At 40.6% G+C, this 14,869-nt stretch carries 12 protein-coding genes, 1 riboswitch and 1 other annotated feature; of the genes, 1 reads left to right on the forward strand and 11 read right to left on the reverse strand.

All coding sequences use genetic code 11. From position 1 onward, the window contains the following. Nucleotides 1-20: 20 nt before the first annotated feature. The 8 genes from NCCP133_RS02585 to NCCP133_RS02620 form a co-directional block, all read right to left on the reverse strand. The gene (locus tag NCCP133_RS02585; protein WP_264803394.1) at nucleotides 21-1,061 is read right to left on the reverse strand and encodes a pilus assembly PilX N-terminal domain-containing protein; all 1,041 of its coding nucleotides are present in this window, start codon (nucleotides 1,059-1,061) and stop codon (nucleotides 21-23) included. A 15-nt stretch (nucleotides 1,062-1,076) separates the two neighbouring features. Continuing rightward, a complete protein-coding gene (locus tag NCCP133_RS02590) occupies nucleotides 1,077-1,475 on the reverse strand; it encodes a PilW family protein (RefSeq protein WP_264803395.1) in 399 nt (132 codons plus the stop codon). Continuing rightward, nucleotides 1,475-1,861, reverse strand: coding sequence for a type IV pilus modification PilV family protein (locus NCCP133_RS02595; protein WP_264803396.1), 387 nt, complete (start codon nucleotides 1,859-1,861; stop codon nucleotides 1,475-1,477). The genes NCCP133_RS02590 and NCCP133_RS02595 overlap by 1 nt, the downstream gene beginning before the upstream one ends. A gap of 12 nt (nucleotides 1,862-1,873) precedes the next feature. Further along, on the reverse strand, nucleotides 1,874-2,623 hold the full coding sequence (locus NCCP133_RS02600) for a prepilin peptidase (protein WP_264803397.1): 750 nt from the start codon (nucleotides 2,621-2,623) through the stop codon (nucleotides 1,874-1,876). Between the two features lie 253 nt (nucleotides 2,624-2,876). Beyond that, on the reverse strand, nucleotides 2,877-3,212 hold the full coding sequence (locus NCCP133_RS02605) for a prepilin-type N-terminal cleavage/methylation domain-containing protein (protein WP_264803398.1): 336 nt from the start codon (nucleotides 3,210-3,212) through the stop codon (nucleotides 2,877-2,879). Between the two features lie 113 nt (nucleotides 3,213-3,325). After that, a riboswitch (cyclic di-GMP riboswitch) is annotated at nucleotides 3,326-3,409 on the reverse strand. 235 nt (nucleotides 3,410-3,644) lie between these two features. Then, on the reverse strand, nucleotides 3,645-5,360 hold the full coding sequence (locus tag NCCP133_RS02610; protein WP_264803399.1) for a sensor domain-containing diguanylate cyclase: 1,716 nt from the start codon (nucleotides 5,358-5,360) through the stop codon (nucleotides 3,645-3,647). A gap of 84 nt (nucleotides 5,361-5,444) precedes the next feature. Next, a complete protein-coding gene (locus tag NCCP133_RS02615) occupies nucleotides 5,445-6,758 on the reverse strand; it encodes a bifunctional folylpolyglutamate synthase/dihydrofolate synthase (RefSeq protein WP_264803400.1) in 1,314 nt (437 codons plus the stop codon). A gap of 72 nt (nucleotides 6,759-6,830) precedes the next feature. Next, entirely contained in the window at nucleotides 6,831-9,476 is a 2,646-nt protein-coding gene (locus NCCP133_RS02620; protein WP_264803401.1) for a valine--tRNA ligase, read from the reverse strand. Between the two features lie 56 nt (nucleotides 9,477-9,532). Continuing rightward, nucleotides 9,533-9,795: a binding site (T-box leader), on the reverse strand. A gap of 367 nt (nucleotides 9,796-10,162) precedes the next feature. Between NCCP133_RS02620 and NCCP133_RS02625 the strand changes: the two genes are divergently transcribed. Further along, nucleotides 10,163-10,354: a hypothetical protein gene (locus tag NCCP133_RS02625; RefSeq protein ID WP_264803402.1), complete on the forward strand. Its 192-nt coding sequence runs from the start codon at nucleotides 10,163-10,165 to the stop codon at nucleotides 10,352-10,354. A 12-nt stretch (nucleotides 10,355-10,366) separates the two neighbouring features. On the opposite strand, the gene ysxE is transcribed toward NCCP133_RS02625, so the two are convergent. From ysxE to hemL, 3 genes are all read right to left on the reverse strand, one after another. Next, nucleotides 10,367-11,425, reverse strand: coding sequence for a spore coat protein YsxE (gene ysxE, locus NCCP133_RS02630; protein ID WP_264803403.1), 1,059 nt, complete (start codon nucleotides 11,423-11,425; stop codon nucleotides 10,367-10,369). A 175-nt stretch (nucleotides 11,426-11,600) separates the two neighbouring features. After that, entirely contained in the window at nucleotides 11,601-12,926 is a 1,326-nt protein-coding gene (gene spoVID, locus NCCP133_RS02635) for a stage VI sporulation protein D (RefSeq protein WP_264803404.1), read from the reverse strand. A gap of 586 nt (nucleotides 12,927-13,512) precedes the next feature. Next, nucleotides 13,513-14,799 carry a glutamate-1-semialdehyde 2,1-aminomutase gene (gene hemL / locus NCCP133_RS02640; protein WP_264803405.1) on the reverse strand — a complete coding sequence of 429 codons (1,287 nt, stop codon included), beginning with the start codon at nucleotides 14,797-14,799 and terminating at the stop codon, nucleotides 13,513-13,515. Between the last annotated feature and the right edge of the window lie 70 nt (nucleotides 14,800-14,869).

Raw genomic sequence — 14,869 nt, forward strand, 5'->3', positions numbered from 1 at the left:
TTAATTCATGAAAGCCCTATTTACCGATGAGTTGATAAATTAACACTGTTGCTGTTAACATTTGTATTTAAAGGTATATCTTTGCCTTCACCTTTATCAGAAGGAATGCTGCACACAATGGGCAATAACGTGCAATCAATTCCCTTAGCCTCACCGGTAATTTCTGCAGCATTAGAGTTACCGCGAATCGTATCTGCAATGATTCCGCTGTTAATAACAACCTTGGCATTGCCATTAATATAAAAGTCTTGAACAATTAATACTCCATCCACTTTTACTGAATAAGTGCTATTTCCATTACCGGTAATAGAAATAGAATCAGCAAGAACAATAGAATCACCGGGTATATAAACCTGTGCATTCTTCCCTGATAAATCAATCCTATTTACTCTGCTGAATCCTTTAAGAAATTGATAATATTGTTTGGTATCAACATTGATTTGGGGTACCGCTCCCCAATTCTCATTTACATATGTTAAAATATTTTCATACATATTATGAGAAAGCTGAAATCTTGTATCCATAGGTACTTTATAATTATTTTGTTTCTTAATAGCGTCCGTTACATAATTAACAGCCTTATCAGAAATATCTACCGTTCCAATGGCTGGAATCGAAAGCGTTGTCGTAAATTTAAGCTTTCTTTCTATTCTTGAGTTGGAGCTTTTTTTTGCTAATAATTCAACATTTACATTATAAGCATCTCCTGGCTTAAACGAATGCGGGTCAATTATTGGGGTCATGGGATCAACCTGGATGCCAACATCTATATTTTGCGATCCAATATTATACGGGCTTTCCGTAGATTCACCGTTTAATAAGTAAAAATACGGCCCCGTATTGCCTTTTGCATCTGTATACTCCGACATTTCATTTAAAACGATTTCTAATGCTCCTTCGGATCTGTAAAATTCTTCCTGATCTATTTGGTTGTTCTCAATGGTTTTCATGCTGTAAGTAGTAGTATTAAGCAGGGCTGTTCCAGCAATGGTTAAAAATACAATCAAAAAAAGGACTAGTATCAGCGCTGAGCCATTTTGACTCTTCAGGCATAGTTTCAATTATGTATCATCCTCCTAATAACGAAACCTCTCAGAAATGACAATTTCAGTATTTAACTCATAATTGATAGGGCTATCAGAATGATTTAAGATCAGATGTAAATCATAGACGTTTTCCCTTTTGGGTGAGAGATCAAATTGATCTATATTTCCAGTTTCAATAGCAAGAGACCTACCATCCGAAAATACGATCTTTCCAGCTTCTGCATCATAACTTGCCTTAACTCCATCTCTTATTTTCTCTGTAACGCTTTCAGCAATAAATCTTGCCTCACGCTGTAATTCATTTTTCACTGTCACTTCTTGCTCAGACTTTAGTGCCACATTCACTAGAAGGATGCTTACTGATAATACTGCTGACATAATGGTTACGGTGACTAAAAGTTCTATTAAAGTTACTCCCTTCTGATTCACTATGGCTTCACCACCGTTACCAGCTCTTCGGCTTCTTCAGCCGAATCAAGTGAATGGGCGGTTACAGTTATTTTAAAATATATATGATTGTGGTACTCCCTGTCCGTTTTGGTAACGACAACCTCCGCAGCATCGCCAGTACCTTTGTTTAAATCACAGCCATCATCCACAGAACAATAATACAGTACCTTATTAGGGTCATATCCTTCACTTCTAATAACCTCCATTACTTCTTGAGCAAAATAGAAAAGCTGTGTTTCTTCTCCTTGAGAGGCTGTCCTATTTAAGGTGCCTGTGGTAATGGTAAGTAAAGGGACAATGATCATGCCAGAAATTGCAATCGCAGCCAAAAGTTCAATTAACGTGATCCCGCGCTCATTTTTCACGATTTCTCACCTCTAGTAAAAGCTGATGTACCACTGAAATATCTCATTTCCATAAAGAAATGATAGAATAGTCCCAATAAAAATAAATGGAGCAAACGGAATCGGCTCCTGCCGCTTTACTTTTCCAGTCAGCAATAAAAATACACCTGCAATTGCTCCAGCAAAGGACGCAAGAACAAGACTCATAATGGTTAATAATGGACCTAAACCAACGCCTATTGCTGCGTATAGTTTAATATCCCCCCCGCCCATGCCTCCTTTGCTGACAATCGCTATGATTAATAATAAAGAAAACCCAACCACTCCACCCAGCAGATAATGCATAAAGGGCTCCGTTCCAATAAAATAACGAATAAGCACCAGCAAACCAAGCATGGGGAAAGTAATAATGTCCAGGATCAGCTTTTCACGTATATCTGTTAGAACAGAAAGAAGCAGCAAAACTGTAAGAAGTAAGGCGGGTATCAGCTCAAGAGTCCAGCCGATTTCTTTATAAACAAGAAAAATAGTGAATGCTGTTAACAACTCACCAAACGGGTATAAAGCCGAAATTCTCTGTTTGCAATAGCGGCACTTCCCTCTGAGAAACAGATAGCTAAAGACAGGAACCAAATCGAATACGTTTAACTTATTTTTGCAGGTTGGACAATGAGAAGGGGGGAAGGACACTGATTCCTTCTTCAACAGGCGGATTGCCGCCACATTCAGGAAACTTCCCAAGAGCAGTGCATAGATGAATACGAACATATCAATATAAATCAACTAAAACCATCCCTTCTCAAATGCCAGTATGTATTAGAAAAAAGCTGTCGCCGCCAATAATGACGCGACAGCTTTTTTAAAGGAATTTTTTTATATAATGTTGTCCGTTGATTTCCGCTCCGGACACTTGCTTTCCGCGGGGAGGAACGGGAGCCTGCTTTGCCTATATAGCCTACGGTTACCTTACCACAGCAGCAGACAGATGCCCTCAGTTCTAATCAAATCAGAATAAGAAAACCAGAAGCCTATCTTATTATTTAACACAATAGTTTTTGAAATCAGTATCAGTGTTAACCTTATAGTCACCTGGACATTCTGGTGTTTTTGCAAGATATTTTGAAGTTACAAGAACTGCAAAACTATCTGGCGCACTACCTTCAACTGCCTCATAACGGCTAGCAGCATCCAGCACAATTGCATTGGTCTGTTTTGCTGCTTTTTCAGCAGCATCATCTTTATTGCTGATAACCATCGGAATCGCTATCGCCGCGATAATCCCCAAAATCACAATCACCACTAGCAGTTCAACCAGTGTTAAGCCTTGCTGGTTTTTTAACAGTTTCATTTTTCTGTTCAGCAGTTTTTTCATTTAATCCTTTTCCTCCTCTTAATCATATAATAGCTCCTAAAATATTTTAAGAGTCTTTTATAATCTCTTAAAGTAAATAAAAAAGCCATTACAAATATGTATATTGCTATACAAATAGTAAAGGCCGGTTGCACCAGTAGCTTCGTATGACTTAGGTGCCCATTTACAAGTCATACTTCAACGCTTCCTCTATTTTTCTGTTTCATTTGTACTATACAAAAATAGTCCAAATGTACCGCGATGATTTCTATCATATTCTATCATGCGAAATGACAAAAAGGTATATAAATTTATCATTTTTTACATTTTTTTCACTGTATTGTATATATTTTTCTTCAAGGTTTTTATTTCTGCTTTTTAGTTTTTCTCCAAATAAAGTAAGCTGCTTTCTAGAAAGATTTACAAATAAAAAAAGCATCATACCGATGCTTTCTACTTAACATATTCCGCAACCCTATTCCGCCCTGCCCGTTTAGCCCCAACATATAAAGCCCTATCTGCATGGCGAATCAAAGCAAGCGGATCATCTGCATCCTCTGGTGCTGATGCTACACCAATGGAGGCGGTGATATGAACGGCTAGGTTTTTACCGCTTTCATCAATGTGCTGTTTGAGTAAGAATGGACGGTTGGCAATATTCTGTCTGATAAGTTCTGCCCAGTCTAGTGCATCACCTTTGCTGGTATCAGGCATTAATACGACAAATTCTTCGCCGCCATATCTGGCAGCAATTCCTGCCTTATTCATCAAATGTGTGAGCCGATCTGCGAGTTCACAAAGTATTTCATTTCCGCTTTGGTGTCCATATGTATCATTTACTTGTTTAAAATGATCAATGTCTAGGATAATTAAGGACAAAAGTTCCCTTTCACCCATTTGCATGCGACTGAATTCGTCATTAAGTTTATTTTCAATATAGCGATAATTGTAAAGCCTGGTTAGTGCACATCGTTCGCTTATTGCTTTCGTTTCTTCATGGTGCTTTGCATTTTCAATTGCAATTGCAAAGTGTGAACATAATATATCGACGATCATCAATTGGGATTTTTCAAAAGCCTGCTTTTTATTTGAAGAAAGCAGAAGCACTCCGACTACTTCATTGCTGCGAACAATTGGGACACAGATAATACTTTCTGCTGCATCTGGAAGGAATTCCTTCGTAATGCTTTTCCACTCTTTTTTAGAATGAAATAATGCGGATTTTCTTGTAGACCAAACTAGTCCGCTAATCCCTTCATTTTTCCTAAGGGGGGGTAAATCAAGCGGCTTCTTTCGTCCTTTTTCAACCCGATAGATTAAATGCAATTGCTCTCGATCCATAACATCAAGGATAAAGGCATGATCTACTGGAAGCATCTCACTCAATTTAAAAATAAAAAGTTCCATGACATCATTGACTTGGAGTCGTTCCGCCATTTGATGTCCAATTTCTGTTGCCTTTTGAAGGTAATCATTTATTTTTACACTAGAGTAATAAAGGTGAAGAATAATCGAGAGGCTCACAAATGGAACACCCACAAATAACAATGCCAGCAGCCCTACCTCAAGATAAAGAATATAAAGAACCAGCCCAATTGGGAAAGTAATCAGCGATGTGACAGATTCCCAAACAAGATCCTTTTCGAAAAAAGAGCTTTTTCTGCCATACACCGTATACTGAATGATACTGAGCAGCAGCTGATTTAAAGTAAAATGGATAACGGGATAGGATGTGGCAATCCAAAAGTATTCCGGGTTGGCAATAACATCAGCTCCCGTTTTCCCACCCATCGCAAAATAGGCAATCCCGCTTGCCAATGACACTGCAAAAAACATTAAAGAGTTTAGCGGCAGACGGAAGAGCTGGTCTTTTTGTACCTTCAGCTTTAAAAGGAGTATTATAACCCCCAACTGTACCATAACCATTTCCACAAAAAGTCCAAATGTCAAAAACACCGCCATTGAAACCCATTGAAGTAAAAAAATAGGAGTATTGTTAATTACCATTGGCATGGCTGATACAAAAAACATTAGTATAAAGAAGGCGAATAGATTGACTTCCTGTCCTGCAATCTGAGGAGGGAAGAAATGATAAGTCAGCAATAATCCTGCAGGAAAAATGATAAGCCAGATCAGCCAAATCATTTTTTTTGATTTTGAACTAACCATTTTAACCCTCCTCCACATAAGACTTTAGGAAAAAAGTCGGATAATATGGATATTTTATCAAATTTTCTAACTTTTGTCACATTATCAATTTTTGTCATTTATTAGTTCTATTAAATAGGGTTTTATTTCTGACAAGAAATAGAGAGAACCTGTTACGACCAGGATACTGTCTTTATCTGTTTCTTTCAGTTCATTCTCCAAAAGCAGTTTCCAGTCTTTCTGATAATGCTTATGTCTGTTTGTACTTATTGCATATAGTTCCTCTGCCCTGGATGCTCTTGGAAAATTGAATTCTGTAAAAGCGATTTGATCTGCTGTAAAGTCAAGGCTCCCAATCATTTTGTCGAGCTTTTTATCAGATAAAGCAGCAAAAACAAGTTTTTTTCTTTTATCTTGGAAGCGATTTGCCAATTCTGCTGTCAGAGCGGTTATTCCTTCTTCATTATGTGCCCCATCAATGATAACGAATGGGTCTTCTGACAGTATTTCAAATCTCCCTGGCCAGTATGCTTTTTTAAGGCCAGCTCTTATATGTTCGTCTCCTATTAGAAAGGAATAAAAATTCAGTAATAGCTCTGCCGCCATCACAGCAAGTGATGCATTTTCAGTCTGGTGTTTGCCGGACATTCCTGTTTCAAGGCCTGAATATTCCTCAAAGACTGTGTTTAGGTTAAAGAATTCCCCCCTTGCCAAGGATTGGTGACCTCCAATGCTAAATTCATTTCCCAGCTGATAAACAGGTGCCTTTTTTTCAAAAGCCTGATCTTTTATAACCGTTAACGCTTCTTCCTGTTTAACACCTGTAATGACACTTACTCCTGGTTTAATAATTCCTGCTTTCTCAAATGCTATTTTTTCATATGTATCCCCAAGGATTGCTGTATGGTCAAGCCCAATGCTTGTAATGATTGAGAGGATGGGATAAATGATATTGGTGGAATCATACCGGCCTCCTAAACCAACTTCAAACAGCACAATATCAGGAGGATGTACATGCCCAAAATACTGGAATGCCATGGCGGTGATGATTTCAAATTCGGTTGGCCCTCCGAGTTCTGTATTTTCCAGCTCAGCTGCAAGCGGATAAATATCATTTGCCAGCCGGACAATATCTTCATCCTTGATCGGAACACCATTTAGGGAAATCCGCTCATTAAATTGCTCAAAATAAGGGGATGTAAAGGTCCCGACAGAATAACCTGCCTCCTGAAGAATCGACCTCAAAAAGGTTACTGTTGAGCCTTTGCCATTCGTTCCGCCTATGTGTACGGATTTGATTCTTCTTTCAGGATGACCGAGCCTATCCATCATCCATTCCATCCTCTGAAGTCCCGGCTTCATCCCAAGCCTTAATCTGGAATGAATCCACTCCAGTGCTTCATCATAAGTCGTAAACATTTATTTTGCACCTCCGTTATACAGGAAGGAAGACGAATCCTATATTTGGACTCGCCTTCCAATAAAGATTATTTATTCTCCTTTTAATTCTTTAATGCGAGCTTCTACAGCTGCTCTCTTCTCGCTGTAATCCTGTTCTTTTGCCTTTTCTTCTTCAATCACTTTTTCAGGCGCTTTTTTAATAAAACCTTCATTTGAAAGTTTCTTTTGAACACGCTCCACTTCTTTATTTAATTTATCCCGCTCTTTCTGAAGACGGGCAACTTCTTCTTCGATGTTAATCAGACCTTCAAGCGGCAGGATAATTTCTGCTCCTGTTACAACTGCTGTCATCGCCTTATCAGGTGTCTCAGCATCCTGCGCCAATACCAGTTCCTCAGGATTACAGAAGCGTTCAATATACCCACGGTTATTTTCTAGAGTTGCAAGAACACTCTGGTCCTTGGCTTTAACCATCATTTTAATCTTCTTGCTCATCGGCGTATTTACTTCAGCACGGCTATTGCGGACAGAGCGAATGATTTCAACAAGCAGCTTCATTTCATTTACAGCCTGGTTATCTGTGTATTCATTATTTACTGCCGGCCACTGGGCAGCCGTAATGGATTCACCTGAGTGTGGAATATTCTGCCAAATCTCTTCCGTGATAAATGGCATAAATGGGTGCAGCAGCCGCATTGTATTATCCAGAACATATGCCAGGATGGAACGGGTTGTTTTCTTGGCCGATTCATCTTCACCATACAGCGGAAGTTTCGCCATTTCGATATACCAATCACAGAAGTCATCCCATATGAAGTTGTATAGGACTCGGCCAACCTCGCCAAACTCATAGCGGTCAGACAATCTTGTAACCGTCTCAATTGTTTCATTCAAACGGGTTAATATCCATTTGTCAGCAACAGACTTTTCACCGCTTAAATCAATTTCTTCGTATGTTAATCCATCCATGTTCATTAATGCAAAGCGGGATGCGTTCCAGATTTTATTTGCAAAGTTCCATGTTGCCTCAACCTTTTCCATACTGAAGCGCAAATCCTGCCCTGGTGAGCTTCCTGTAGAAAGGAAGTAGCGGAGTGAATCGGCACCATACTGATCAATTACATCCATCGGATCAACGCCATTTCCAAGAGACTTACTCATTTTGCGTCCCTGTGAGTCACGAACCAGTCCATGGATTAATACATCCTGGAATGGACGCTGTCCTGTAAACTCGATTCCCTGGAAGATCATTCGTGATACCCAGAAGAAAATGATATCATAGCCTGTTACAAGGGCAGCTGTTGGATAGTATCTTTTATAGTCGCTTGAGTCAGTATCCGGCCAACCCATTGTCGAAAATGGCCATAGTGCTGAACTGAACCAAGTATCCAGAACATCTTTGTCCTGTTCCCAGTTTTCAATATCTCGAGGAGCTTCGTGTCCTACGTGAACTTCACCAGTTTCCTTGTGATACCAGGCCGGGATGCGGTGTCCCCACCAAAGCTGGCGTGAAATACACCAGTCACGAATATTTTCCATCCAGCGCAGATATGTTTTTTCAAACCGCTCTGGCACAAAATTTACTTTATCCTCTTGATTTTGGAGAGCGATGGCTTCATCCGCAAGAGGCTGCATTTTTACAAACCATTGTGTTGAAAGGTACGGTTCCACAACTGCACCGCTGCGCTCAGAATGCCCAACAGAATGCATATGCTCTTCAATTTTGAAAAGAACTCCCTCTTCCTGAAGATCCTTCACGATTTGCTTGCGGCATTCAAAACGGTCCATCCCTTGGTATTTTCCTGCTTTACTGTTCAATGTGCCATCTTCATTCATAACGAGAATTCTTTCAAGATTGTGGCGATTTCCGATTTCAAAATCATTCGGATCGTGTGCAGGCGTAATTTTTACAGCACCAGAACCGAAATCCATTTCTACATAGTCATCGGCCACAATCGGAATTTCCCGTCCTGTGATCGGCAGCTTAACCGTCTTGCCGATCAAATGCTTATAGCGGACATCTTCCGGATGTACGGCAACAGCTGTATCGCCAAGCATTGTCTCAGGGCGTGTAGTAGCAATTTCTATATGGCCTGAACCATCAGTAAGCGGGTATCTCATATGATAGAAGGCACCCTGTACATCTTTATAAATAACCTCAATATCAGAAAGAGCCGTTTTAGTGGATGGGTCCCAGTTGATGATGTACTCGCCTCGATAGATCAACCCTTTATTATAAAGAGAAACGAAAACCTCTCTTACAGCTTTAGACAGTCCTTCATCCAGAGTGAAACGCTCACGGCTGTAATCCAAACCTAATCCAAGCTTTGACCATTGCTGGCGGATATGGCTGGCATATTTCTCTTTCCATTTCCATGTTTCTTCAACAAACTTCTCGCGGCCAAGTTCATAGCGGCTTTTGCCTTCACCGCGAAGCTTCTCTTCCACCTTTGCCTGTGTTGCGATTCCTGCATGGTCCATGCCAGGCAGCCATAAAACATCATAACCCTGCATACGCTTCATGCGTGTCAGGATATCTTGAAGAGTCGTATCCCATGCATGGCCAAGATGAAGTTTTCCTGTTACGTTTGGCGGCGGTATAACGATTGTGTAAGGCTGCTTTTTGGCATCGTCCTTCGCCTCGAAAAATTGGCCCTCGAGCCACCAGTCATATCGTCCTTTTTCAATCGACTGCGGATCATATTTAGTCGGCATAGATAATTCGTTGTTTTCCATATGTTTTCTTCCTTTCTAAAGCTTTGCTTCAATAAAATAAAAAACTCCAATCGCCATAAAAGGACGAATGGAGTTTGCTTCGCGGTACCACCTTTTTTTCAATCGGATAAGGAAATAATTATTTATATGCAGAATTCCCTTAAAGGATTGACTCTTAAACAGATAACGGATTTCCCGTCTTTCACTACTCGGATGGAACCTTTCGCAAAAAATGCTCGAGGGCGACCTTCCAACAGTTCTGCCTGGAAAACCTTTCAGCTATTGGTCTTCCTCTCTAAAGGCAAAGGGCTATTGTACTCTTCCCTGTCTTAGCAACGATATGCAGTTTATATATAAAATATACTACCGAAAAAAGGCTGTTATAGTCAATAAGGATAACCGAGTTTTTTATATATTATACGTTTTTTTCGTTCAAGCGTACTAATCACTTATAAATTAGGCCATCAATAGGCCGTTCTTTTAAAAATAGGCACTATGCATAGGGAACGCTCATAGAATAGAAATAAAGTGAAACTTCAATCAGTGGGATGCTTTTCCCCACTGATTGTTAGTTGAACCTATCGGGCCTTTACGGGCAGTTGGACTCCCGCTTATCCTACTTCGATTCCTCTGGGTCTTGGGAGAGGGAGGCTTACTGCCCGTTAGACTGCGATAAATAAGGACATCTTGGAAAGGGGCATGGGACATTGAGAAGAAAATACAACCCTTACACACTGCCTCCCTGGTTAAGGACTGCGAGGAACGTGTGTGCACAGTTCATTATTCCATTCTGTGTTTTTCAGGGCATTAGAACCATCTTATTGCCCACAACGTTTGATGTGCTGCTGCTTTCACTGTTTATTCTGATTGCGATTGCTTTCCATATTGAATTAATTTAGGAGCCCAAACTATCAGCTTTGGGCTCCTTCTTGCTCTTGAGCTTCAGCAGCAGCTTTTGCTTCCTGCTTTTGACGTTCGATTTCATCTATTCTCATTGCTGCATATTCAGTATTTTTCAACAGCCAATACTGCCTTTGAAGATGCTGGACGGATTTTCTTTCCCCCCTCTTCTGGGCTCCTTTATGATATTGTTCCGCAGCTCTGATGATGGATCCTGGATGAGCAAAATAACTCTGAAATAACAGCATCTCATCCTCTTTAAAAGGGAAATACTTTAAATAAGTGTAAATCCAATCTACACTTTCATCCGATCTCTTCGGAAAAGTTTTCAGCGTCCGTGATAAAAATGGCAGCAAATCATGAAGAGGAGAGCTTTGCCTCGCATTCTCAAAATTCATGAAGTATCCGTATCCTCTGTCATCATATAAAAAATGTTCCGTAGATACCTTTCCATGAACGATGACCGTCCGAGCTTTATCACTATCTTTTGTTTTTTGGTACCAGCTCTTTAGTTTATTAGTCGAGTATTTTAGGGCCTGGCTAACATCATGATAGTAAAGAGTAAACATCAGCTCAAAGGGTGACATATATTCTTTTCTTTCACAAGATTCGATAAAACCAACCAAAAACTCGTTCTCTTTCTCCCACTCCTCCAATGTTTTTTCATAATGTTCGGTTCTCTCTTCCTTTTGGATGGGAACTTCACGCGATGACAGCGTGTGCAGGCGGGCAAGCTCCCTGAGCATTTGCTGATGGCGTTCAAACCGGTCTTCTTTCTCTTCATTAGGCAGCCAGGGCATCAAATAAAAAAGCTCATTCTGATGCAGGACCGCATATCTGCCATCCACCGAAGGATATATAGGAACAATTCTGTTATATCCTTTTTGATAAAGGTTCTGGACATGCCGTATGAAATCTGCCCCATGCTGTGGCTTAATTTTCTTTAAGGCAAAAACGCCTTTATTGCTGTAAATTTTTTGGACTCTCCCAAATTCCTCAACGAAATGCGGCTCTACCGAATAATGTTTTAAAATGGGAGAGACTTTTTGCAGCCGATTTTTTTCTTCCACGGTAACCACTCTCTTTCCAAACGCTTGATCCCAGTAAGAGAAAACTCCACTCTCTGGAACTTTTAAGCCTGTTTGTTCAGCTTTATTCTTGGTATTTCTTTAGATATGGCAACAATTATTTCATCAAATGAAAAGAGCTGAGCAGGGGATCTCTACCTGCTCAGCTGTTTACCATTTAATGGGCTACCGCAACAGGAATGTACAGCACTTGCCCTTCATAAATATCCTGATTTATCTCCAACTGATTCACCCTCAGCAATTGCTGGGCAGGAATCTCATACCTTTCTGCAATCGCATCGATGGTATCTCCGTTCTGAACGATGCAAACTTTTAGCTTTACATGTTCCTCTTCCTCTTCTTTGCGAGCGAAGAATTCTGTTAATGACATACTTTTCTTCTTTGAGAACTTCTTCTTTTTGGCTTCCTGTTCTGAAGAAGATGATGATTCATCTTCTACCTCCTCAGGACTTTCCTGTGCAGCTGCTTCCACAGGTTTCTTTTCGTAAGAAGGGCTATCTGACTCAGACGCCTCAGTCATTTCATAGATTTCTTGCGCTGTTGGTGCCGCTTCTTCGCTCCTCTGGGATGCAAATGATATTTCTGGTGTAGATTCAGCAGGCTTTTCTTCTTCCTTTTCCAGTTTTTCTTCAAGTGAAGCTGAGGCTTCCGATGATTTTGCTTCAAATGCTGCTGCAGCTTGAGATGATTTTGCTTCAAATGCTGCTGCAGCTTGAGATGATTTTACATCAAGGGCAGCTGGAACCTCTGAAGGTTTTGCTTCCTGTTCTTCCTTCACAGGCTGTTTCCTGGCCTTTGCCTCAAACGGAATATAAACCTCTTCAGGCTCATTCTCGTCTTCTTCCGCCTCCTGTTCGCGATTCTCTTCATCTTCAGCCTCGTAAACTGGTTCAGCTGCTTCTTGCTCTTGTTCTTCTTCCTGATAAGCTGACCATTCTTCCCTATATACTGTTTCTTCTTGAATTTCTTCCAAATCTTTTGAAGATCTATAAAGCGGTTCAAGTTCTTCTACTTCAAGTCCTTCCTGCCATTCCTGAACAGGAATATGCTGCTGATCACCATATAATCCCGTTATCGTTAAATTCGCTGCCAGCTTCATGCAGCTTCTTTCGGGCAGAACATAGTCAAATGATTCTACCGCTACATCAATATCGTAGATGCTTTGGATTCTATTATTTGGGATCGTAATATCTACAGGAAAGCAGTGTTTAAATTCGCAGATTCCCTCTTCTCTTTCCTCGACTGCCTGAACAAATTTGGCCCCGGCTGCAGCTTCTTCATCAGCGGCGCCTTCTTCCTCAGTGCGTTTATATTCGCCCGCCAGTTCAAGCGCTCCCTGAATTGTTACATATTGATCGCTTTCCTGAATAGTTATATTAGGATCTAACGATATGGAGATCATTTCTGATACTTCCTGTCCTTTTTGAAACCAGACCGATTCTTCTAAAGAAAATCGTAAGCACGATGGATTCCCCTGAGACAAAGCGACTCCTCCCTTCAAATCTTCACGTTTAATCACTATGTCATTAACAATCCTATGAGAGGTTTCTAGAATTTATGATTAGAAAAAAACTTTGAGGGAATCTTGGATAAAATTCTTGTGTTTAGATAAAGCTCCTTGGAACTACGTTTCTCGCGGCTGCTTGTGATTCCCACTGCAGGTACTCAAGCTGCCGCAGGCGTCCGGGAGCCTCCTTTGCACTGCGCCTCCGGGGTCTACCTTTGACTCGCTCCTCCCGAGGAGTCTCCCGCCTTCCTCTACAATCAACACCAAGCAAAATAAAAATTCATCATGATCACAGCGAATCTTTTAGATATCCAATCCTACATTTGTAAAACTAATACTGGGACAAAATAGAAACTATCTAGATTCTTGTCGACAAATTGAAAAAATAAAAAGAGTCTGGGACAAAAGTGTTTTAATCAAATAAAAATCCGAACTATAACTTAGAATTTCTTAATTAGAATTCTAGTTAGTTCGGATTTTTTCTTTATATAACTATTTTGTTTTATAATTATTCGCCTTTAGAACTGAATGATTTAGTTTTGTCCCAGCCTCCTGGTCTTGCTTATTTTAATTTAGAGAACGCCCTTTCAGCAGCCTTGATTGTCTTTTCTATATCTTCATTTGTATGCGCAGTGGAGAGGAAGAGTCCTTCAAATTGGGAAGGAGGAAGGAAGACACCTTGATTGGCCATTTCCCTGTAATATTCCGCAAAGTATTCGAGGTTGGATGTTTTGGCTTTTTCATAATTGATGACATCTTCATTCGTGAAGAAGAAACCAATCATGGAACCGGCACGGTTAATTGTATGAGGGATATCATACTTTTCAGCAGCGGCTTTTAAACCTTCTTCCAATCTGTCAGCCTTGTGTTCGAATTCTTTATAGGATTCAGGCGTCAGCTGGCTTAAGGTTTCATAGCCCGCTGTCATCGCAAGCGGATTACCGGATAAAGTGCCTGCCTGGTATATTGGACCACTTGGAGCAATCTGCTTCATGATTTCAGCTTTTCCGCCATAAGCACCTACAGGCAGACCTCCCCCAATAACTTTTCCAAGGCAAGTAAGGTCCGGTGTTACATTGAAAAACCCTTGTGCACAGTTATAGCCGACCCGGAAACCAGTCATCACTTCATCAAAAATCAGCAATGAGCCATTTTGCTTTGTAATTTCTCTTAAACCTTCAAGGAAGCCTGGCTGAGGAGGAACTACTCCCATATTCCCTGCAACCGGCTCAACAATCACACCTGCGAGATCATCTCCATATTGTTCAAATGCATACCTGACACTTTCATGGTCATTATAAGGTACGGTAATCGTATTTTTGGCAACCCCCTCAGGTACACCAGGGCTATCAGGAAGGCCAAGCGTAGCCACACCTGAACCTGCTTTGATGAGCAGGGAATCCCCATGGCCGTGATAGCATCCTTCGAATTTCATGATTTTATCTCGGCCCGTATAGCCGCGTGCTAATCGCAAAGCACTCATTGTTGCTTCTGTACCTGAAGAAACCATGCGGACTACTTCAATAGATGGTACCCGGTCAATGACCAGCTTAGCAAGTTCATTTTCAATTTCAGTCGGTGCCCCAAAGCTTGTTCCCATTTCAGCAACCTTCTTAATGGACTCGAGTACACGGTCATTTGTATGACCCAGGATTAATGGTCCCCAGGACAACACGTAATCAATATATTCGTTGCCATCAATATCATAGATTTTGGAACCTTTGCCCCGTTCCATAAAAATGGGATCCATATTTACCGATTTAAAAGCCCGGACTGGGGAGTTAACTCCTCCAGGCATCAACTCGCTGGCTTCTTTGAAAGCTTCAATTGATTTATTGTAAGAGCGCATGTCATCCCTCTTTTCATTTTTTTAGGAATTTATTAAAATCTATTTACATTTTTAAAATCATTCAGGGTGC

The organism is Cytobacillus sp. NCCP-133 (assembly GCF_026011715.1).
In the GTDB taxonomy this organism is placed as follows: Bacteria; Bacillota; Bacilli; order Bacillales; family Cytobacillaceae; genus Cytobacillus.

What these genes read in the sequence shown, in the direction of transcription:
- NCCP133_RS02605 (WP_264803398.1), bottom strand. Translation starts at nt 3,212, where the DNA reads ATGAAAAAACTGCTGAACAGAAAAATGAAACTGTTAAAAAACCAGCAA.
- NCCP133_RS02615 (WP_264803400.1), bottom strand. Translation starts at nt 6,758, where the DNA reads ATGTTTACGACTTATGATGAAGCACTGGAGTGGATTCATTCCAGATTA.
- hemL (WP_264803405.1), bottom strand. Translation starts at nt 14,799, where the DNA reads ATGCGCTCTTACAATAAATCAATTGAAGCTTTCAAAGAAGCCAGCGAG.
- NCCP133_RS02610 (WP_264803399.1), bottom strand. Translation starts at nt 5,360, where the DNA reads ATGGTTAGTTCAAAATCAAAAAAAATGATTTGGCTGATCTGGCTTATC.
- NCCP133_RS02620 (WP_264803401.1), bottom strand. Translation starts at nt 9,476, where the DNA reads ATGGAAAACAACGAATTATCTATGCCGACTAAATATGATCCGCAGTCG.